Annotated in this window: 15 protein-coding genes; 1 reads left to right on the top strand and 14 read right to left on the bottom strand. The window is 72.4% G+C overall.

Translation table 11 applies throughout. From position 1 onward, the window contains the following. Window positions 1–972, bottom strand: a complete 972-nt coding sequence (locus tag HP445_RS19070; RefSeq protein ID WP_071404621.1) for an FKBP-type peptidyl-prolyl cis-trans isomerase — start codon at window positions 970–972, stop codon at window positions 1–3. Between the two features lie 6 nt (window positions 973–978). Further along, window positions 979–1488 (bottom strand): OsmC family protein, encoded by a 510-nt coding sequence (locus HP445_RS03135; protein WP_111053976.1) that lies wholly within the window; start codon window positions 1486–1488, stop codon window positions 979–981. Window positions 1489–1522: 34 nt separating this feature from the next. On the opposite strand from HP445_RS03135, the gene HP445_RS03130 reads away from it, so the two are divergent. Next, window positions 1523–2515, top strand: coding sequence for an asparaginase (locus HP445_RS03130; RefSeq protein ID WP_128779990.1), 993 nt, complete (start codon window positions 1523–1525; stop codon window positions 2513–2515). 93 nt (window positions 2516–2608) lie between these two features. On the opposite strand, the gene HP445_RS03125 is transcribed toward HP445_RS03130, so the two are convergent. The 12 genes from HP445_RS03125 to HP445_RS03070 form a co-directional block, all read right to left on the bottom strand. Further along, window positions 2609–3397, bottom strand: coding sequence for a hypothetical protein (locus HP445_RS03125; protein ID WP_128779991.1), 789 nt, complete (start codon window positions 3395–3397; stop codon window positions 2609–2611). A 65-nt stretch (window positions 3398–3462) separates the two neighbouring features. Beyond that, the gene (locus HP445_RS03120) at window positions 3463–5472 is read right to left on the bottom strand and encodes a zinc-ribbon domain-containing protein (RefSeq protein ID WP_128779992.1); all 2010 of its coding nucleotides are present in this window, start codon (window positions 5470–5472) and stop codon (window positions 3463–3465) included. Further along, complete coding sequence (locus HP445_RS03115; protein ID WP_128779993.1) at window positions 5469–7946, bottom strand: transglutaminase domain-containing protein; 2478 nt, start codon at window positions 7944–7946, stop codon at window positions 5469–5471. The genes HP445_RS03120 and HP445_RS03115 overlap by 4 nt, the downstream gene beginning before the upstream one ends. Then, window positions 7943–9256, bottom strand: a complete 1314-nt coding sequence (locus tag HP445_RS03110) for a DUF58 domain-containing protein (RefSeq protein ID WP_164941118.1) — start codon at window positions 9254–9256, stop codon at window positions 7943–7945. Before HP445_RS03110 ends, HP445_RS03115 begins: the two co-directional genes overlap by 4 nt. A gap of 98 nt (window positions 9257–9354) precedes the next feature. Further along, window positions 9355–10326: an AAA family ATPase gene (locus HP445_RS03105; RefSeq protein ID WP_128779995.1), complete on the bottom strand. Its 972-nt coding sequence runs from the start codon at window positions 10324–10326 to the stop codon at window positions 9355–9357. A 69-nt stretch (window positions 10327–10395) separates the two neighbouring features. Then, a complete protein-coding gene (locus tag HP445_RS03100; RefSeq protein ID WP_128779996.1) occupies window positions 10396–16269 on the bottom strand; it encodes an Ig-like domain-containing protein in 5874 nt (1957 codons plus the stop codon). After that, window positions 16266–17678 carry a serine/threonine-protein kinase gene (locus HP445_RS03095; RefSeq protein ID WP_111110648.1) on the bottom strand — a complete coding sequence of 471 codons (1413 nt, stop codon included), beginning with the start codon at window positions 17676–17678 and terminating at the stop codon, window positions 16266–16268. Before HP445_RS03095 ends, HP445_RS03100 begins: the two co-directional genes overlap by 4 nt. 130 nt (window positions 17679–17808) lie before the next feature. Continuing rightward, window positions 17809–18630: a PP2C family protein-serine/threonine phosphatase gene (locus tag HP445_RS03090; protein WP_128779997.1), complete on the bottom strand. Its 822-nt coding sequence runs from the start codon at window positions 18628–18630 to the stop codon at window positions 17809–17811. A 3-nt stretch (window positions 18631–18633) separates the two neighbouring features. Further along, complete coding sequence (locus tag HP445_RS03085; protein WP_175330775.1) at window positions 18634–19452, bottom strand: FHA domain-containing protein; 819 nt, start codon at window positions 19450–19452, stop codon at window positions 18634–18636. 25 nt (window positions 19453–19477) lie between these two features. Next, on the bottom strand, window positions 19478–20035 hold the full coding sequence (locus HP445_RS03080; RefSeq protein ID WP_027465775.1) for a hypothetical protein: 558 nt from the start codon (window positions 20033–20035) through the stop codon (window positions 19478–19480). 109 nt (window positions 20036–20144) lie between these two features. After that, complete coding sequence (locus HP445_RS03075) at window positions 20145–20897, bottom strand: YaaA family protein (RefSeq protein WP_254699427.1); 753 nt, start codon at window positions 20895–20897, stop codon at window positions 20145–20147. Between the two features lie 14 nt (window positions 20898–20911). Next, window positions 20912–21175 carry a F0F1 ATP synthase subunit epsilon gene (locus HP445_RS03070; RefSeq protein ID WP_027465776.1) on the bottom strand — a complete coding sequence of 88 codons (264 nt, stop codon included), beginning with the start codon at window positions 21173–21175 and terminating at the stop codon, window positions 20912–20914.

Here is a 21175-nt window from a genome sequence, read left to right as displayed (position 1 = left end):
TCAGCCCTTGGCGAGGATGTCGACCACGAAGACGAGCGTGGCGTTCTTCGGGATGCCCGAGCCCTCCTGCGGGTTCGCGCCGTAGGCGTCCTCCGGCGTGGCGACGATCAGGACCTGCGAGCCGACCTTCTGCCCGACGAGCCCGGTGACGAAGCCCTTGATGAGCGCGCTCTCCGACACGGTGAAGGTGGTGGGGACACCCTTCGACCACGAGGAGTCGAACTCCTTGCCGGTGTCGTAGACGACGCCCTTGTACTGCACGAGTGCGGTGTCGCCGTCGGCGATCTCGGTGCCGTCGCCCTGCTTGAGCACCTCGACCGTGGTCTTCGTGGGCGCCTTGACGCCGTCGGGGACCGTGATCTCCGGCTCGCCCGAGGCCTTGTCCTTGACCGTGGGCAGGCCCGGGTCCTGGTCCTGCGGGGTGCCGGTCGCCTTGGTCGGGGTCTGTGCGACGACGTCGGCGACCACGACGATCTCGCCGCCGGTGTTGAAGCCGAGTGCGGAGGACTGTCCGACCGCGGCGACGCGGTCGCCCACCTTCGAGCAGGCGAGGAGCGCACCGAAGCCTGATCCGCCGACGGAGAGCACCTGCGGGTTGCCCTCGTCGAAGCCGACGGTGCCGAGCTTCTTGGCGTCCGAAGCCTCGTACACGCTGTAGGAGACCTGCGCGTAGTCGCCCTCGTCGAGCGCCGCGCCCTTGCCCTTCACGAGGCGGGTGGCCTGCGGCGTCTTCGCGGACAGGCCGGACGAGAACTTCACGGTCGGGGCCTTCGGTCCGCCGAACGACCCGGTCGCCTTGATGGCATCGGACGACTTGCCCGGGTCGGGGCAGGAGGTGATCGCCGAGGCCGTGGCACTGGCCGACGGGGTCGGCGAAGCCGAGGACCCGTTCGAACCGGAGCCGGAGCAGGCGGCGAGTCCCAGCACGACGGCGGGGACGATGGCGATCGGGAGCAGGCGGAGACGCTTCACGAGGACCTAGTCTGCCCCACCTGTCGAAGAGTCCCCTGCCAATGACGCAGGTCGGACGACCAGCTGCGGCTCGTGGTGCACCGGGAACGCCACGGACCGCGCGATGAAGCAGAGCTCGTTCGCGGTGACGTGTGCTGCTTCGGCGTCCGCGGCCCGGTCGGCTTCGAGGATGGTGACGACCGGGTGCAGGGTCGCCTCGGTCAGTTCACCCGAACCGTCGCGGTTCAGGCGGAGCGACGCGGTCGCGGTGTCCTGGTAGTCGACGACGGTGAAGCCCTTCGTCACCGCGACGTGCAGGTAGCTGAGCATGTGGCACTGGGCCAGCGCCGCGACCACCATCTCCTCGGGGTTCCAGCGGTCACGGTCCCCGCGGAACGTCGGGTCGGCGGAGCCGGGGACGTCGGGCTTGCCGGTCGCGGAGACCACGTGTTCGCGGCCGTAGTCGCGGTACCCGGAGGTGCCGGTCCCGCGGTCGCCGGTCCAGCTGACGGAGACCTCGTAGGAGTGGTCGTGCACGGGTGCGCCCCTTCGCCTTGGCTAGCATGGCGGCATGACGGTGAGCCCCGAAGTCCGCAGTGATCGCCATCCTCTCACCGCCGACGGTTCCGTCGAGCTGGCGGTGCTCGAACGCTCAGGGTTCGACGAGAGCCGGCACGTCGGCGCCGGCGTCGTCGTCGACGCGAGCGGCACCGTGATCGACTCCGTGGGCGACGTGACCGCGAGCATCTACCCGCGTTCCACCATGAAGCCGTTCCAGGCCCTGGCCGTCCGACGTGCCGGTGCACTGTTCTCCGACGAGGAACTCGTCCTCACCACCGCGAGCCACGCCGGCACCGCGGCCCACCAGGCGCTCGCCCTGCACATGCTCGAGTCCTTCGACCACGTCGAGGCCGACCTCGGCTGCCCGCCCGACATGCCCTTCGACCGCGGGACCGCCCGGACGATGGACGGCCCCCGCCGACTGGCGATGAACTGCTCCGGCAAGCACGCCGGCATGCTCGCGGCCTGCCGGGTGAACGGCTGGGACGAAGCCACGTACCTCGACATCGAGCACCCGTTGCAGCAGCGGGTGCGTGCCGTGGTCGAGGAGTACACGCACGAAACCGTCGACCTGGTCGGTACGGACGGATGCGGCGCCCCCGTGTTCCCGCTCACCCTGACGGGGTTGGCACGCGGGTTCGCCGGTGTCGTGGCACGGGCCGACGACGACTCCGCTGCCCTGACCGACGCGGTCCTGGCGCACCCGTGGGCGATCGACGGCGTCGGACGCGCGAACACGGTCACCATCGAGCGACTGCAGGTGCTGGCGAAGCTCGGTGCCGAGGGCGTCATGGTCATGGGGTTGCCCGGAGGCGCCGCCGTGGCCGTGAAGGTGCTCGACGGCTCGCAGCGGGCCGGCACCCTGGCGGCCCTGGCGCTGCTCGAGCGGAACGGACTCGTCGCGTCGGACGGGGTGGCCGAGGTGCTCGAGGCGACCGGTGAGCGGGTGCTCGGCGGTGGCATGCCCGTCGGCGCGGTGCGGGTCGGCGCAGGGTTGCGCTGATCATTGCTCGGCGCGGTGCGGGTCGACGCGGGGTTGCGCTGATCGTTGCTCGGCGCCGGTCAAGGGACGGCGCTGGTCATCGCTCGGGGCTGGTCATCGATCGGCGCTCACGGGGTCGGGGACGAGGACCGGCAGCGCCGGGGACGCCCGGACGACCGCGTGGTCGTCGGGTCGTCGGACGGAGCAGCCGTACCGTGAGACCTCGACGGTGACGTCCCGCTGACGAGGCGCCGATCCGAGTCCGGCCACGAGCACCACGGAGCCGTGCGGTCGGCCGTCGGCCCCCATCCGCACAGCGACCGAGGTCCCCGACGGCAGGGCGTGCACTGACAGGCTGCTCGCTGCCCGGGTGCTCGCTGACCGGGCGCTCGGGGCTGGATCGGCGCTGCTGGTCCCCACGGCGTCGAGGACCTCGGGAGCAGCGGCCCAGCGCAGGTCCTCGTCGGTGTGGGCGGCAGCGGCTCGGAGCTGCTCGGCGAGCCCGCGGAACACCGCGACGGCGAGTGCTCCGGCACCGACGACCACGACGTGGGACGCGGCGTCGACCCGGAGTACGCGGCCGCCCGGACCGTGCCCGAGGACGAGTGCCTGCGTGCCGTCGCCGTCCTCGGGAACGGCGCCCACCAGCGTTTCCGGCGCACTGAGCGGTTCTGGCTCGGCGGGCTGGTCGGGTCCGCGCGGAGCGACGACCGCGACCGGGTCCGGGTCCGGGTCCGGGTCCGACGAGGACGAGCGGTGCAGCACCACGTCGACCAGCGCGCAGCACGCACCCGCACCGAGCAGGACGCCCTGCCCTGTGCCGCTGATCGGCGCGAGGACCCCGGCCACGACGAGCGCGACCGCGGCCCCCACGATCACGCAACGTGCGGTGAACCGGGACATGACCCCATCGCACCAGGAACGAGCAGCTCAGCGCTGGCCCGGGACCCGATCTGTGGAGAAGTCGCCTACTGCACCAGGAAGAACTGCTCACCGATGTCGACGCGGGCACCACGCTCGACGCGGTACCGGCGACCGGGCTCGCAGCGGCGGATCGATCCGTCGATGTGCCGGACGACCGTGCCGTTGCCGGAGAACCGGTCGGAGACCCACAGGTCGTCGCCGTCGCGGCCGAGCTCGAGGTGCGTCTTCGACACGGACTTGCCCGGGTCGTGCACGGTCAGCAGGTCGTCGTAGCGCTCCCCCGGCTGCGGTCGCGGCAGCCGGCCGAGCAGGCCCGTGCCGTGGACGCCGAGCCGCTCACCCGTGCTGAAGTGCAGCACGAACGGTGCCCGCGTCGGGGTCTTCGCGACGATGCGGGTCTCGTCGACGTCCTCGTCGAGGTCGTCGAGCGCGCCGGCCGCTGCGGGCGACTCCGACCGGTCGACGGGCGGGAGCGGCAGCGCGGGTCCGGTCGCTCCCGGGATCGGGGGCAGCGGTGCAGCGGAGGGCACGCCGGCGGTGTCGGCGGACGGTGCCGAGGAGGGGACGGTGGCGGAACCGGGCACCGGCGGGATCGGCGTGCGCGGCACGGCGGACGCCTCGGTCGGCGGCTCGGGCTCGGTCACCGGTGCAGCGTGCGCTCCGCGGGGACGTCGACCGGCATCGGACTGCTCGACCTCGGCGCGGAGGGACTCATCGTCCACCGGGATCTCGTCGTCCGGCTCGTCGCCTGCAGCGCGCTCGTCGGACTCGTTCGGACCCGCGGGCTCGGCGGAACCCGCGTCGGGCTCGTCCGGCTCGTCCGGCTCGTTGCCCGCGTCGGGGGCCTGCGTGCTGTCGGGCTCCTCGGCTGCCCAGTCGGGTCGGGTCATCGGCAGCGGCATGACCGGGCCGGTGAAGGCCGCGGTGACCGCCGGACGGACGGCTCCGCACTCGCCGCAGAAGATGTCGTCGGGTTCGAGCCGGTTGCCGCAGACGTGGCAGATGGTCGTCTCGTGCATGCCCGGGGTGACGAGCGGGGCCGGACGGGGCGGTCGACGGTCGATCAGCGGCTCGACCACGGCGGTGTCCCCGGGCTGCGGGGGCGACACGACGGGCGGCTGGTCGTCGGTGGCGCTCGTCTCCGACGCGGCCACGATCGCTTCGTCGGGCTCCGGCTCGGAGTCGCCCAGGGCAGCCTGTGCGTCGTCCCGGGCGCTCTGTGCGTCCCGGGGTTCCTGGGCGTCCTGTGCGTTCTGGGCTTCCTGCGCGCCGAGTTCGTCGGGGGCAGGAGCCGCAGCATCCTGCTCGGGAGCAGGTTCGGCGGGTGCTCCCGGCATCGGCGGGACGACCGGCTCGGCGGGCGCCTCGGCAGCCGGGGTACCGCGACCGACCCACCAGGACGGACCGGCGGGTGCCGCCGGGGGTGCGGTGGCAGCTGGCGGTGCCCACACCGGCACGGAGGGCTCGGCAGCGGGCGGCGGCTCGACGGGCTGGGGCATGACGGGCTGGGGCTCGACGGGCTGTCGCGCCGCCTGGTCCGAGACCGACGACGCAGCATCGCGGATCGGGTCCTCGGGCGTCTCGGGGCGACCGGGAGCCGGGGCGATGCGGGTGCGCTCGGGGTCGTCGGCATCGAGGGGTTCGGACGGGTACGCGTCGGGGTCGAGGGGAGGCTCGGACTCGCCCGGCGCACCCGACCAGTCCTCGAGCCCGGAGCCGGCACCGTGCACATGGGAGGGGGCCTGGCGCGGCGCGAAGTCATCGGGACGCTGCACCGGCACGGGTGCCGGCGGTTCGGTGCCGCGACGGTCGGCACCGGTGAGCCACGCACGCGTGGCGGGATCGAGCGTGGCTTCGGGCAACCAGGCGTCGGAAGCCGGGTCGGACCGTCGGCCGTGGGCGTCGGGCTGCTGCAACGGTGGCGGCGGTGCCTGTTCGACGGGGGTCGGCGCGACCGGGCGACGGCTCGCGGCGGCGGTGACCGCGCGACCGCACTCACCGCAGAAGATCGCTCCGTCCGGGAGCATTGATCCGCAGTGTTCGCATCTGATCACGTGGTGCCTCTGTCCTCACTCGGCCGTCCACGACGCTCGTCCGGCCTCTGGACATCGTAGTCGCCGCGCCCCGACGCAGCCTGGCGGTCGGTCCTCCGACGGGACCGTGCCGTCGGACGGCGTCCCGTTCCCCGCAGGGACCGGAGCGAGACGGCGGTGCGGAACCGCTCCCGCCGGGTCCGCCCCGTCCGGAGCGAACCGATCGCGTCGTCGGTCGCCGCCCACATGCGGTCGGCGGTGGTCTGGTCGGCGTCACTCGGACCGAACACCGCACGGTCGGCCAGCGCCGCCAGTCCGGTGCCGCCGTCACCCGGTGCACCGACCACGGCTTCGCGTCGGGTTGCTGCCTGCCGCACGTCGTGCCCGCGGTCGAGCAGTGCGTCGCGGTACTCGTCCCAGGCGCCGACGATGCGGCCGCGGGGCGTGGTGGCGTTCCGCCGTCGGCGGCGCCGCAGTCGCTTCAGCAGCACGATCACGGCGTACGGCAGCAGGACGAGCGCGACCACGCCGAGGGTCCCGAGGGCCCAGGGCAGCACCGCGAGCAGGATCTGGAGCCAGAGCGGCTGCACCGGCGGCGTGTTCCGGTCACTCTCCGGCGGCGTCTGCTGGTCCTGGTCCTGCCGGTCGACCGGGGGCGGCGGCACCACCGTCTCCGGTCGGGTGACCGGCTGCGGGGTCTGCTGCTGCTCGTTCGGGATCTCGCGCACCTCGGGGTTGGGGTTGAGCATCACCCATCCCCACTGCGCGGTGTCCACCTCGATGCGAGCCGTGACGTCGGACCCACGGAAGGTCGTCGTCCCGCCACGCGCTGCGGTGCCGTCGCGGCCCGAGTCTCCCCCGGCCGTGAAGCCCATCACGACCCGTGCCGGGAACCCGATCTCGTCCGCCATCAGTGCAGCCGCCACGGCGTACTGCTCCTGGTCCCCGATCATCAGGGGTGCGGTGAGGAGCTCCTGGACACGGTCGGCACCGTGACCGGACCGACTCAGCCGGTCGTCGCCGACACCGTGGCTGACGTACCCGTTCCGCTGCAGCGACTGCACCGCGGCGAGGAGCTTCGCACCCGGTGCCGACACGTCCTTCGTCGTGGACTCCACGGTGTCGCGCACGGCGTCGGGGACGTCCCGTGCGGTGGGCACGGCGGCGCTCCCCGGCCGTGCGGTGGCCAGCTGCCGTTCCGTCGGCTGGTCGGGCAGCACCGCCGTCAGGTCGTAGGAGGTGCCGTCCTCCACTCCGCCGACCACGGCGCCGGTACCGGTCGACCCGTTGTAGAAGAAGGCGCCGCGCTCGTCGTCGGCGTCCTGCCCGGTGAACTCCACGCGCTCCAGGTCACCGACCGTCGGCAGCCACACACCGCGGTACCCGTCGACCGTCACGCCGACGTCGACCGTGGTGCCCCGGACGCCACGGACGTCGACCGCGGTCGGTACCCGTTCGAAGGTGCCCGAGCCGGCGGAGCCATCGGTCCCACCGACGCGGTAGACGACGCCGTCGTAGGTGTCGAGCGTCGCGATGCGGACGAACCCGCCCTCGGGCAGGCCGGTCACCCGGAGCTGGGTCGCGTCGGAGGCGGTGGACTCCTCGTAGGCGCGGAACCCGCTGAGCGGACTGACGTAGTCGCGTGGGTCGAACGGCTTCACGACGTCGGTGCGTGCGACGGTGCGCTCACCCGACGGAGGTGCCACCAGGCCGAGTCCGGTCGCGACGACCGCCGCGGCCACGATGGTGCCGGTTCCCACGAGGGCGGGGCGGACGATCGACCGCGCGACCGGCACGCGTGCACCAATGGTGGCCGCCACCGCGACGGCGCGACGCGCGTGCCGCACCGTCAGCGCCCAGACGAGGGCGAGGCCGACCAGGACGACCGCCGTCACGATCGACGTGTCGAGTCGGCTCGGCCCGACGACGACCCCCACCGCGAAGAGCACCAGTGCCGGGATGCTCGCGAGTTCCTGCTTGGAGGCGCGGGTCGCCACGCTCACGGCGGTCACCGCCGCCACGAGCAGCGTCACGAAGTAGGGCACGAGGAGCGCTTCGTAGGAGCCCACCGGCAGGCTGATGGTCACCAGCTGCTTCCAGCCGAGGGCGACGCCGGCGAAGAGGTCGAGGAGTCCGCGTCCGGTGGGCAGCAGGCCGTTGGCCTGACTCGGCACGGCAGCGGGGACGCCGGTGAGCGTGAAGGCGGCGACGGTCGCGACCGCCACGACGGCCGTCGGGAGCCGGAACAGGGTGCCGAGGAGCGCGACGACCGTCCCGATGACGATCGCGGTCACCGCGGCGGTGATCATCGTGCCGTCCCGGTACACCGGCCACCAGGACGTGCTCGCGACGGCCAGCAATAGCCAGACCGCCAGTGTGCCGCCTGCGAGCCGGAACGGCACGAGCCGCCGTGCGTCGCGCCGGTCGGAACGCCGGGTCGAACGTCTCGCCCGGTCCGCGGCCGGGGCCGGGTTGGTCACGGGTGCGGCGCTCATGCTGCCGACGCCGATCGGTGCAGGGCGTGCCGGAGGTCGTCCAGGTAGCCGATGGTCATCACCGTCAGACCCGCGACGCGCAGGAACCGCGGCTGGGCCTCGGGCTCGCAGATCACCGCGACGACCTCCACCCCGACGGGGAACCGCGTGGCGGCGAGTCGGAGCGCGGGCAGGCCGACGGTCGACCCCACCACGAGGAACGCGACGGAGATGCCCTCGGTGTCGCTCCCGACGATCCGGGAGACCTCGGCGATCGGCAGGCACGCGACGGCGAGGCCGACCGAGGCGAAGTCGTCGAGCAGGCGCGTCGGCGTGACGGTGGGGAGCGTCCGCACGGCGTACACGGCACGCTTCGCGAACTCGGGCGTGCGCTGCGACACCACGACCGAGACCTCACGGCCGTCGCGGATCGCCCGCGCCCCGAGGGAGGCGGCCGCGCTGACTGCGAGCTCGAACTCCTCGTCGTCGGCGAACTCACCGCGGGCGATGCCGAGCGCGACGACGAGGTGCGAGCGACGGGTGTCCTCGAACTGCCGGACCATGAGCGCGCCGGACTTGGCGGTCGACTTCCAGTGGATGGTGCGCGGATCGTCGCCGGGCATGTACTCGCGGATGGCGTGGAAGGCGATGTCCGCGGGTGACAGGTCCGTCGTCGCCTGCCCCTCGAGGTCGCGCACCAGGCCGGTGCTCGTCGACGGGATCGCGATGGTGCGCGGGTGCACGATGACCTGCTCACGGGCGGTCCAGACCAGCTCGCGGCGGACGAGTCCCACCGGGTCGGCGCGGACGCCCGTCACGGGACCGACGTCGAGCACCCCGCGGCGGAGCGTCGGGACCGGGACCTCCCGCTCGAAGGTGCCGTGCGGCCCGATGGCCGGGATCGCGACGTCGACCAGGCCGGATCCGACCGGCACCTCGACCGTGGTCGGCACCGACGGCAGACGCGTGGGGTTTTCAGCCGTGATGATCACGCCGGCGTCGTCGCCGACCGCCACACGGTGCTGCGGCAGCCGCATCCGGATCGCCAGCCGCGACCGGCCGATCAACGCCACCGCGGCGACCACAGCGAGCACGGCGCCGGCGAACCCGACGACGACGATCTCCCGCAGGCCGAACCGGTAGCCGGTCACGAACGCGACGAGCGTCAGGGCGGCGACCGTCCACCCGAGCCCGGTGACGACGGACGAGACCTCGCCCCAGAGACGCAGGACGAGCCTCCAGGCCGTTGCCCAGAGCCGGACGATCCCGATGACCGCATCCGCTGCGACGCCCTCGCGGTCGCCGACGATGCGCGTCCGGACGTTGGTCATGCCGGTGACCGTCCCCGTGCGCTCGTACGCCGTCGTGCCACGACGCGACCGCGTCGAGGACGGACGGCGCGAGCGCGTGGAGACGGGCCGGCGGTCCGTCACGTCGTGACTCGGTCGGCGGGCGGCGGGGTCTCCACCAGGAGCTGCGCGATGACGCTCGGCGCGCTGACGCCGTCGAACTCGGCCTCGGCGTCGAGCACCAGGCGGTGCGCGAGGACCGGGACGGCCAGTGCCTTCACGTCGTCCGGCGTGACGTAGTGGCGACCGCTCAGCGCCGCGAGGACACGGGAGGCACGGATCAGGCCCATCGCCCCACGGACGCTGACGCCGAGCCGGACCTCGCTCGCCGAGCGGGTCGCGTCCACCAAGCGCGCGACGTAGTCGGCGATCACCGCGTCGACGTGCACGGTGCGCGCCAGGGCGGCCATCTCGGTGATGGTCGCGGCGGGTACGACGCTCGCCAGCGGGACCGACGCCGACGGAGCCGACGAGGTCTCGAGGATCTTCACCGTCGCGGCGTGGTCCGGGTAGCCGATCGACGTCTTCATCAGGAAGCGGTCGAGCTGCGCCTCGGGCAGACGGTACGTGCCGGCCTGCTCGATCGGGTTCTGGGTCGCGATGACCATGAACGGAGCGACGAGACGGTGGTTGACGCCGTCGACCGTGATCGCGGACTCCTCCATGGCCTCGAGCAGCGCGGACTGCGTCTTCGGGCTCGCACGGTTGATCTCGTCGGCGAGCACGATGTTCGCGAAGACCGGCCCGCGGTGGAAGTCGAACTCCTGCGTCCGCTGGTCGTAGACGCTGATGCCGGTGATGTCGCCCGGCAGCAGGTCGGGGGTGAACTGGATGCGGTTCGTGCTGCCCTGCACGCTCTGCGCCATCGCCCGGGCGAGGCTCGTCTTGCCCGTTCCGGGGACGTCCTCGAGGAGCAGGTGCCCCTCGCTGAGCATCGCCGTGACCGCGAGGCGGATCACGAACGTCTTCCCGAGGAGCACCTGCTCGACGTTGGTCACGATGCGGCCTGCGACGTCGGCGAACCAGGTGGCCTGCTCCGGGGTCATGCTCATGCGGGGTGGTCCTTCGGTCGTGGCGGGAGGTGTGCGGCGGCGGGAGGGTCGGGGCAGGTCGGGCGGGCGTCAGCCGCCTGGAGCGGGTTCCGGGGCGGGCTGCTCGGGAGCGGGCTGCTCCGGTTCGGGTGCCGCATCGATCGACGCGCTCGGCGGGTTCGGGTCCTCGTGGCCGTCGACGATCGCCGCGACGTACACGTAGCGCGAGAGCGGTGCGTCCTCGACCGTCGGCAGGGCGTCCGGCGCGTAGACCGTGCCCTCTCCGCAGAGCTGGTAGTACCGCGAGGCGCAGAAGACGACGCGGTAGCCGGTCGGCTGGAGCCCGGCGTTCTGCGGCGGCGCAGTCACCGCCAGTTGTGTCCCGGCCGTCACAGAATCCGGCAGCGTGGCACGGGTCTGCACCGGGCGCAGCCCGCCCACCGTGGAGCCGTCCCCGCAGAAGTTGGACGTGCCGTCCGCGCAGGCGACCACGGTCACGCTCACCGTCGAGCCGAACGCGGCACCGGTGACCCAGGAGCCGTTCCCGCCGAAGGACACGAGGCCGCCGCCGTTGACCGAGTAGGCGTAGTGGTCGATCGATCCGTTGGGGCTCGGCTGGGCCCGAGGGTTCCGGATGCGGATCGCGTACGTTCCGTCGTCCTCACTGAACCGCTCGACGCCGATGTCGGCCGACGCCGTCCCCGGGGCGGAGTACCCCTGCACGGACGCCGCACGGCTCGGCGTGCAGAACAGACCGTTGTCGGCAAGCGCGACGTACTGGAAGTTGCCGTTCGAGTTCAGCGTGTCGCTGGCGCTGCCGCCGTCCCAGCGCTTGTCCGAACCAGTGGTCGAGCAACCGTTCGGGATGTTCGCCCCGGGCGGGTACCGAACGATCGTGAGCGTTCGACCGCCCCCGGCCCAGTCGTTCTCGGCCGCACTGAGCGACACGTTGGTCCGCCCGGGCGACACGTCACGCGACGCGTTCAGCGTCGGGACGCCCGGTGTCCCGACGGCACTGCCGGTGGCGGACGCGGAGTTCCACTGCACGACGGTGCCGTTGCGGTCGGCGTCGTTGCGAGCGGACACGGTGACCTTGTACTGGGCAGCGCTCTGGGCGCCGGTGAACGAGGTGTTCGTGGCGGTACCGGTGTGCCGCGTGGTCGACAGGCCCGGGCCCTCGATCGTGACGATGTAGTCGTCGACCGCGCTGCCGTTGTTCGGCGCGGACACCTTGCCCCACTTGACGTCGAGCTGGTTCGGTGTCGCCTTGCTCGGCGTGACCGTGATGCCCTTCGGGGGTGCCGGCACGAAGTCCGCACTCATCGGACCCGAGCGGGACGAGGGCTTCGAGTCACCGATCGCGTTGGTCGCCACGACCTGGAACCGGTACGACGCCTTCGGGTCGAGTCCGGTCAGCGTGCACACCGTCGCGGTCCCGCAGTTCTTCGAGACGCCGTTGGTCCCGACGACCCGGTAGCCCGTGATGGGCGAGTTGTTGCCCTGCGGAGTCGACCACGTGAGCGTGACCTGACCGCCGTCGTAGGAGCCGGTGCGGGTGGGTGCACCCGGAGCGTCCGGGACGTCCTGCACCGAGATCGTGACGTCGCCCCAGACGTACCGGTCGGGGTCGTTCGTCGCGTCCGCCACCTGGTACTGCAGGTGGGCGTCGCCGGGCTTCGCGGTGTCGGCGACCGACACCTGCAGGCGCGTGCGGTCACCGCTCGGGGTCACGGTGACGCCGCTCGGCAGCCCGCCGGACAGACCCCGGATGTTCACGACGCGCAACCGCTCACCCGGGAACGGGTTGGTCGGCTGGTCGTTCGTGAGCACGTCGATGGTGGTGGTCGCCCCGCGCTTCGTCACCGACCGGTCGGCACCGGGCTGGACAACGGGACGGGTGGAGGCGACGACGCCGACGGTGACGGTGCCGGCGCGACCGGTGTTGGCGTCGTCCGCGACACCGATCCCGATCGACGCGGTGGTGTTCTTCTTCGCGGTGTCGGCGACCGAGATCGTGAGCTGCTGCTTCGCGATCGACGCGGTCGTCCCCGCGGCGGGCCGGCCGACGATCGAGTACCGGAGCTCGGGCAGGTCCCTGGGGTACGGGTAGTCGGTCAGCTTCGTCAGGTCGATCTTGCGCGTCTCGCCCGGCTGCATCTCGACCGAGGATCCCGTGAAAGCCGGCGGCTGGTTCGACCGGGGCGTGACCGTGATCGGGAGCACGAGGGTGGCGACGCGGCCCTTGCCGCCGTTCGCCGACGACCCGTCGGTGACCTCGAACGAGATCGACGCCTTGCCGTAGTAGAGCTTCGACGACGTGAACTGCAGCGTCGACGAGTCCACCACCAGGCTCTGCCCGTTGGCGTGGGTGGCCTTGACCGTGCCACGGTCGGTGATCTTCGCGGTCTCGCCGTTCGCCGTCACCACGAAGTCCTGCAGCGGGATGCGGACGGTGGCCTCGCTCTTCACCGTGACCGCACCGGCGCTGCGGTTGATCTGCGGCAGGGCGTCGTCGAAGCCCGGCACGTTGATGAAGCCGTAGGAGACGATGTCCGGGTGGTCGGCCCGGGCGACCGAGAACGGGATCACCTGCGAGTCGTCGGTCAACCGGACGGTGATGCGGCCGTCGTCGGTGGGCGTCGCGGTGTCGCCGTAGCCGGGGACGACCCCGACCCGGAGGTCGGCCGCGGTGCCCTCGGCGAAGAAGACGTTGTCGAGCACGTCGACGGTCACGCTCTGCCGGTGCAGGATGTCCTGCAGGTCGAGGGTCGTGTCGTCGACCTCGGGCCGGAGCGGCTGGGCGTCGGGGTCGACGGTCACCGTGAGGAAGGCCGTGCTCGACCCCCCGCTGCTGTTCGCGACGGTGTAGAGCACCGCGAAGTCACCGCTCTTCGCCGACTCCGGCGGCGTGACGCGGATCTGCTGCTTCCGGAGGACCTTGGCGGTGACGTCCTCGGCCGTCGGCTCGGCCTGCGCGACGGTCAGCTGCCCGCCTTCCGGGTCGGAGTCGTTCTGCAGGACGCGCACCGTCACCGACCCACCGGGGCGGATCGTGACGTGGTCGGCCTCGGCCACGGGGTTCGAGGCCTGCTCGGCGCGGGGTGCGATGCCGACCCGTACGGTGCCGGTGGCGCGGGCCCCGAGGGCGTCGACGACGGTGTAGGTGAACTCGTCGGTGCCGGCCGAGTAGTCGCCCGCCTCGTAGGTCAGGGCATCCGAGGCGACGTCCGAGACCGACCCCTTGTCGGGGTTGGAGCCCACGCCGACCAGCTGGACGGAGTCGCCGTCCGGGTCGATCCCGTTCAACGGCACGCTGACACGCACCGACGACCCGGCGACGACGCGCGCGGTGACGGTCTGCGGGACGGGCGGGTTGTTCGTGGCGGCGTCGCGTTCGCGCACCGAGATCGACACCGCGGCGTCGGCGTACTGGCCGTCCGGGCCGGCGACCCGGTAGACGGCGGTGTAGTTGCCCGGCGTCTTCGGGGCGAGGTACCGCAGGTGGTCGCCGGAGACGAACAGCAGGCCGCCGTCACCGGGGACGTTCTGCACCAGTTCGGGCTGCAGCGTCAACGGCTCGCCCTCGGGCTGGGTGTCGTTGTCGAGCACGTCGATGTTCGCGACGTCACCGACACGGACGGTGGCGCTGTCCGGCTGGGCGACCGGTGGCTGGATGCGGTCGGGCTTCGGGATCTCGACGACCGTGATCGTGCCGGGTGACGACGCCAGGCCGTTCGTCTCCGTGTACCCGAACGAGACCGGCCCGTCGAGGGGTGCCGTGAGCGTGACACGGACCGTGTGCTGGTCGAGGATGCTCGCCTGCACACCGCTGCCCCGTGGGGGTCCGTCGAGCGCCGTCACGAGCAGCACCCCGCCCGCCGGGTCGATGTCGGTGGCGGTGACGTCCGTGTCCTTGGTGGACAGGGTGTTGACGAACACCGTCTTCGGCGTGGTGATCGGCGCCGTCGAGGCGTCCGGTGGCGCGAGGACGGTCACCCGGACGATGCCGCTCGAGGTCTTGACGCCGTCGGTCACCGTGTACTCGAGCTGGTGGTCGCCCGCCCGCTCCCCCTGCACCCGGAAGGTCCCGGCGTCGTAGCTCGGGGTGACGGTGAGCCCGGACGCCGACGACACGCTCGTCAGCGTCACGGTGCCGTTGCCACCGCGCACGTGGTCGAGCGGCTCGACCGTGAAGGCCTTGCCGGCGTACCCGGACACGGGGAACGGATCGGCGCGCAGCGGGACGGTGCCCTGCTTGGCGACCCGGACCGTCACGGCACCCCGGCCGTCGGCGCGACCGTCGCTCACGACCAGCTGCACGGAGCGCTCACCGGTCCGGCCGCTGTCGTTCCGGAAGTCGAGCAGGCCGTCCGGTGTGGTCGACACCCGGTCGCCGTTCGACGCGGTCGCCGACTCCAGGTAGACCGGGTCGCCGTCCGGGTCGGCCCAGTCGCCGAGGACGTTCGAGACGACGTGCCCGTTCTGGACGACGTCGGCCGAGGTGTCACGGACCTGCCGCGGCGCCTCGTTCTGACTGTCGGGGCGCACGCTGATCCGGACGGTCGCGGTGTCCGATCCGCCGTTGCCGTCGGTGATCGTGTACGGGAACGTCACGGTGCCGGTGGCCCGCGACGACAGCGTGACCTGCAGACGTTGGCCGTCGCCGACGATCGCGACGCGGCCGGCGGACTTCGAGATGGCGCCGACCTCGCTCACGATGATCGGGTCACCGTTCGGGTCGTAGTCGTTGAGCAGGACCGGGAGGCTCGTGGTGCGTCCCGGACGAGCGCCCAGTTCGTCGTCCACCGCCACCGGCGGCTTCTGGTCCTTGTCGACCTCGGGATCGTCGTCGGAGACCTGCTCCTGCTGCTGCTCGTCGTCCTGCTTGATCAGGTCGGCCCAGTTGTCGATGAGCTGACCGCTCCGGTCGATCGCCCAGGAACGGCCACTCGTCGGGTCGTTGGCGACGACGGTGTCGCCGTTGTGCAGGATCTGCAGTTCGCTCGTGCCGCCGGTGCTCGCCAGCCGCTGCAGCGCGTTGCCGTCGCACGTGTCGATCGCCTGCCCGCCCGCCCACGCCGCGTACGTGCAGGAGCCGTCGACGTAGGGCCGCGCGGCTCGTCCGGCCACCTGGAGCGCGGTGGCGTCCACGGTGCCGGAGTCGCTGACGCGGACCAGGCCCGCCGTGCCCGCGACCGTGACCTGGGCTGTGCTGTCGGAGGACCGCTGGAGGGCCGGCGACGACCCCACCCGGTCGCCGAGCTCGACGGTGCGGCCGTCGACCGACAGGGCACCGCTCGTGCGGTCGAGCACGGCGAGGTGACCGTCGAACGTGGCGACCTGGAAGTCGTCGCCCCGGTCCATGTCGACCTTCCACCGTTCGGCGACGGTGAGTGTCGTGCCGACGTCGACCAGCGACGCCGTCCCGGTCTTCGCCGAGTAGACCGCGACGTGGCCGTCGGAGGCGTCGAAGACGGTGTCTGCGCCCAGGGTCAGATCAGCCTTGGCCGACGCGTCGAACTCCGCGAGGTCGTTCGCGGGGGTCGCCCAGAGCTCACCCGTGTCGGCGTTGCCGATGACCGCGGTGTCGCCCGCGAAGAAGACCTGCGGCGCCCCCGCCGGCAGCGTGATCGCATCACCCACGGTGGCGTCGGCGACGTCGACCCGGGCGACCGTGCCCTTGGTCTCGTCCACGCTGTAGACGGTGGAGCCGCGCTGCAGCAAGGACAGGTCGTCGCTGGCCGTCTCGACCGCGGTGTTGAGCTGCAGGATGCCGGTGTTCGCCCGGCCGACCGCGCCGTACTCGGCCGAGGGCACCCAGACCGTGCCGTCGCCCAGGTCGACGCGTTGCGTGTGGTACCCGGTGGAGACGATGGCGGTGGTCGCGACGACGGCGGCGACGAGCACCGAGGCACCGGTCGTCACGGCGGCGGAGCGGTGCTTCGCGAGAAGGGCGCGGATCACCCGGCGCTCCCGATCGTCGCGCACTTCTGCGCACTCGCGGCACCCGTCTTGCCGTCGCGGTTCACGGCGACGGCGATGCACTCCTCGTCGCCCCGCTCGCCCGAGACGACGAACGTCGTGCCGGTCTGCTGGCTCGACGACCCGTTGGAGGAGATGACGTACGTGTCACCGCTGCGCAGCCCGGGATCGGTCCAGCTGAAGGAAACGGACTGCGGCGACGGCTCGGCTCGGACCTCGGCCACGACCGGGATCGCCCCGGCGCCGAGCCGACCGACGACGACGACCGTGGCGATCGCGAGGGCGGCGACCACGACGACGGCGAGGGACGTCGCCCAGACCAGGGTCGAACGTGTCCGGCGCCGGGCACGCGTCACGGACCCGGTGCGGTGCACGGTGCCGACGCTGTGCGAACCGCCGGCCACGACCCCGCCCTGCACCGCACGGCGGGTCCGACGACGCCCGCCGACCCGGGTGGGTGGCTGCAGCTCACGGATCACGGTGCGCTCACCGTGCGGGGTCGGCGTCGAGATCGCCCAGGCCTCGACCGCGACGTCGGCGGACGTCTGCGGGATGCCGAGCTCGGCCTCGACCTGCTGGAACCCGCGGACGAGTTCGATCACCGTCGCGGGGCGTCCCTGCGGCTTGCGGGACAGCGCCGAGGCGAGCAGGCGCTCCAGCGAGGGCGGCACGTCGGTGCGACCGGTGGGCTTCACACCGCCCTTGTCGATCCGGTGCATCAGGTCGTTCGCACCGTTCTTGCCGCCACGGACCTCGAACGGGCTGCGCCCGGCGAGGAGCGAGTACACGGTCGCCGCGAGCGAGTACACCTCGGACTGGATCGTGCCGCGCGACTCGTCGATCAGGACCTCGGGCGCGGACCAGGGGATCGACATGCCGATCGGCTCGTCGGGGTCGGTGCCCCCGATCGTCGCGGCGATTCCGAAGTCGGAGAGCACGGGGTTGCCGTAGGCCGTCAGCAGGATGTTCGACGGCTTGATGTCGCGGTGCAGCACGCCCTCACGGTGTGCGGTCTCGAGCGCCGACCCGATGCGGATGCCGATCGACAGCACCTCGGACACCGGGATCGGTTCGCGGCGGTAGCGCTCACTGAGGGACGAGGAGCAGAGCTCCATGACCAGGTAGGGCCGACCGTCGGCGGCGACGCTGGCCTGGAGGACGGTGAGGATCGACGGGTGCGTGCTGAGCCGGGCCATCAGGTTGGCCTCGGCCTGGAACATCTGCCGGACGCGGTCGTCGACGACCTCGTCCAGCAGCACCTTCACCGCGACCTGTCGTCGGGGCATGTCCTGCTCGTAGAGGAAGACGTCGGCGAAGCCACCGGACCCGAGGACGTGCACGGGACTGAAACCGCCGATCACGGGCGGGTTGGACGGCAGGCGTCTCGCCATGGTCCTCTCCTCCCCCGGCCGAGCGGCCAGCTCTCTCGACGTGGCCATGTCATTGTACGAAGCGTGGGTGACCGACATTCCGCACGCCGATCCCCCACAGCTCGACGCGTTCCCCCAGTTCGGGGGCCAGCTAGTGGCGCGGCAGCGTGTCCTCGAGGTCGCCGTCGTCCGGTGCGGCATCGACCTGCAGCACCACCACGGTGACGTTGTCACGACCGCCGGCCACGACGGCGTCGCCGACGAGGCGCGCCGCAAGGTCCTGCGCGCCCGGCTCACGTGCCGCGATGCGCGCGATCCCGGCGTCGCCGAGCTCCTTGGTGAGCCCGTCGGAGCAGACGATGTAGCGGTCGCCGGCCCGCAGGGGCAGGGTCCACCAGTCCGGCGCCGGCGGTTCGCCGAAGCCGACCGCACGCGTGATGACGTTGCTGTCCGGGTGCTGCTCGGCGTCCTCGGCACGCAGCAGGCCGGCGTCCACCATCTCCTGCACCACCGAGTGGTCGACGGTGACGCGGCGGAGCACACCGTCCTCGATGCGGTAGGTGCGGGAGTCACCGACGTTGAACACGAGCGCCGCGGGCTGCCCGAGCGAGGCCACGAGCGCGATCCCGGTGACGGTGGTGCCCGCGCCGATGGCGTTGCCGCCGGCTGCACGCTCGATGTCGGCGGTCGCGAGGAGCAGCGCACGCTGGATGCCCTGACGCGTGGTGAACGGTTCGGCCGTCACCTGCTCGAGCCGACGCACGACCGCGTCACTGGCACGGTCGCCCGCGAGGTGTCCGCCCATGCCGTCGGCGACGACGAAGAACGGCGCGCCCACGATGTAGCTGTCCTCGTTGTGGTCACGCCGCCGACCGACGTCGGTCGCGGCTCCCCACGAGAGTGTCAGGGTGGCGCCGTCGGCACCGGGGACGTCGATGGCGTGCGCAGTGGCTGCTCGGCCGAGTTCGGTCACGTGTCAGGATCGCTCTCTGGTGGGTCGGGGCGTGCCGTGTGCTGTCTGATCGGAGGGCCACGGGGGAACCGGAGGCAGCCCCTCTGCCGTCGGTGCGACCCGGAGGTACGGCGAGAGGACCTCGATGGCGTTGCCGTCACCGATCTCGACTACCGTACCCGTCAGCGCGACGATCGACGCACCCGACGCCATGCGGTAGGCGGGTGCCCCGGCCGGGCGGACGACGGTCCCGTTGGTGGACCGGAGGTCCTGCACGACGACGGCTTCGCCCTCGGCGTGCATCCGGACGTGGGACGACGACACCTGCCCGTACGTCGACCGCACGGTCACGAGTTCGGGCTGCGGGCCACGGGTGACCCGCGGCAGCGACGGCCGTCGCCCGATGACCACCGGGTGGTCGAGCCGGAAGGTGCGGTCGCCGATGCGGATCGAGGGCACGCGTGCCGTGGGGGCGGCGGGCACCGCCGGGACGGCCGGGAGGCCCGGGGCGGCACCCAGGAACGGGCTCGCTCCGGCGCCGGGTCGCGCCGGCACCCGGACGACGGTGTCCTCCGGATCGACGTCATCCACCGCTGCGGGTGGCTGGTCGGTCGCCCCGGCCGCGGGCCGGATGACCGTGTCACCGAGGACCCCGTCGTCGGAACCGGGGTCAGAGTCGGAGTCGGGACCGGCTCCCGGAACGACGGGACCTGCGCGCCGGATGACGGTGTCGTCGACGGCGTCCGCCGTCCGGTCGCCCAGCGATCGTCGGGGTCGCCGGATGACGGTGTCCTCGATGTCGTCGTCGTACAACCGGAGCCCTCCCAGTGTGGTCTCCCCCACCGTAGACGATCCGGTCGACCCCACGTCATCGACGCTCCCACGACGGCCCGCTGCCCGCGACGACCGAGCGCAGGACGAGCCCCGCGAGCGGGTCGTCCGCGCGGGTCTCGAGGGCGTACCGGGCACGCGTCTCCGCCCGGGCCCACGACCCGAGCGCCCACGCACACCAGGCGCCGAGCGACAGGGCGCCGGCAGCGCCCGACGATCCGTCGAACGGGCCGTCCTGCGCCCGCCACACGCGCCACGCATCGGCACACCGGTCACCGGCGAGCCGCACGCGGGCCCGATCGGGAGCCGGGCCGAAACCGTGGAGCGCCGGCGGTGTCGGGTCCGCGAAGGGGTCGAACACCCGGATCGACCGGGGATCGGGCGTGCCCTGCGCCGCGATGAACGGCACCAGGGCCATCCGGGGCGCGAGTGCGCCGCACGCGGTCACCACGGCCGTCGCAGCGGCCGTCGACAGGTCGGCGCGACCGGGCGCGACAAGCGCGGCCGCCGCAGCGGGGAGGGTGACCGCCGCGGCGATCTCGCGAGGGAAACGGACTGCGGAGCCGGGGCCGGACTGTGCCGTGAGAGGGATCATGCACGCCATCGAAACGTGCTGGGAGCCTCCAGGCAGGGTCGCCCCGACCATCTGTGGACCGGAGCGAGCCCGCTCACGCCTGTGGAGGACGAGCCGACCCGGCACCCGCTCAGGCGACGACGGGCTCGAGGCTCTCGGCGACCAGGTCCCAGCCACCCTCGTTGCGCTCGACGACCACGCCGTTCGCGGCCGCCCAACCGACCAGGTCGTCCATGCTGCCGATGCTCGCGCCGGTGCGGGCGAGCAGCGCCACCAGGCGACCCTTCGCGGTCTTGTTCCAGTGGTTCAGCGCACGACGACGACCGGAGCCGTCGACGCTCACCACCCGTGGTGCCACTGCTCCGGACACGGGACCGAGCTGCCGGTACCCCTCGGACCGCAGGTCGAGCACCAGGCCGTCCGCACGGGTCAGCAGGGAACGGGTCGACACCGCGGGCCAGTGCGCGGCCAACCGGATCGAGCCGAGCCGGGAGTCGTGCGAGAGCCGGTACGCCGGGATCGGGTCACCGGCACCGATCGGACCGAACATCGCGGACTGCACGATCACGTGTTCCGCCCACCACGCACGGGTCGCCGCATCCGCGTCCTGCGCGCTCAACGGGTCGTAGAGGACCCCGGTGTACCGCTCGATCGCGGGCATGGTGCCCGAGGTGTCGAGCTCGAGGTTCCTGAGCCGCTCGGCGATCGACTTCGGACCGAGCTTGAGCGCCGTCCTGGCCGAGGACTCCTCGGAACTGACGAAGCGGGCCGCGGTGATCACCGCGGCCCGCTCATCGGCCAGTTCCGGGAACGAGAGTGCACGCAGATCGAGCGTGCGCCTCGTGTCCCCGCCCTCCCGCTTCGTCTCCGAAGGCGGGAGCAGGACGGTCAGTCCGGTCAGGACGCCAGCGCGGCCTGCCGCGCGACGATCGTCACCGTGTCGTGCTCGACCGACAGGAAGCCGTCCTCGGCGTCGACCGCGACGGTCGACCCATCGGCCCGCGTGATGCGGACCTGACCCTGCGCCAGGATCGCGAGCATGGGCTCGTGTCCGGCGAGGATGCCGATCTGGCCCTCTGTCGTCCGTGCGACGACCATGGTGGTGTCGCCCGACCAGACCTCACGGTCCGCCGAGACGACGCTCACGCTGAGACCCGCCAT

It is taken from the genome of Curtobacterium flaccumfaciens (genome assembly GCF_013359815.1).
Classification (GTDB): Bacteria; Actinomycetota; Actinomycetes; order Actinomycetales; family Microbacteriaceae; genus Curtobacterium; species Curtobacterium flaccumfaciens.
Note: the sequence above shows the minus strand (reverse complement) of the source record. Positions and strands in the feature narration are given on the sequence as shown.

What these genes read in the sequence shown, in the direction of transcription:
- HP445_RS03095 (WP_111110648.1), bottom strand. Translation starts at nt 17,678, where the DNA reads ATGGCGAGACGCCTGCCGTCCAACCCGCCCGTGATCGGCGGTTTCAGT.
- HP445_RS03110 (WP_164941118.1), bottom strand. Translation starts at nt 9,256, where the DNA reads ATGACCAACGTCCGGACGCGCATCGTCGGCGACCGCGAGGGCGTCGCA.
- HP445_RS03070 (WP_027465776.1), bottom strand. Translation starts at nt 21,175, where the DNA reads ATGGCGGGTCTCAGCGTGAGCGTCGTCTCGGCGGACCGTGAGGTCTGG.
- HP445_RS03125 (WP_128779991.1), bottom strand. Translation starts at nt 3,397, where the DNA reads ATGTCCCGGTTCACCGCACGTTGCGTGATCGTGGGGGCCGCGGTCGCG.
- HP445_RS03115 (WP_128779993.1), bottom strand. Translation starts at nt 7,946, where the DNA reads ATGAGCGCCGCACCCGTGACCAACCCGGCCCCGGCCGCGGACCGGGCG.
- HP445_RS03105 (WP_128779995.1), bottom strand. Translation starts at nt 10,326, where the DNA reads ATGAGCATGACCCCGGAGCAGGCCACCTGGTTCGCCGACGTCGCAGGC.
- HP445_RS03080 (WP_027465775.1), bottom strand. Translation starts at nt 20,035, where the DNA reads ATGATCCCTCTCACGGCACAGTCCGGCCCCGGCTCCGCAGTCCGTTTC.
- HP445_RS03130 (WP_128779990.1), top strand. Translation starts at nt 1,523, where the DNA reads ATGACGGTGAGCCCCGAAGTCCGCAGTGATCGCCATCCTCTCACCGCC.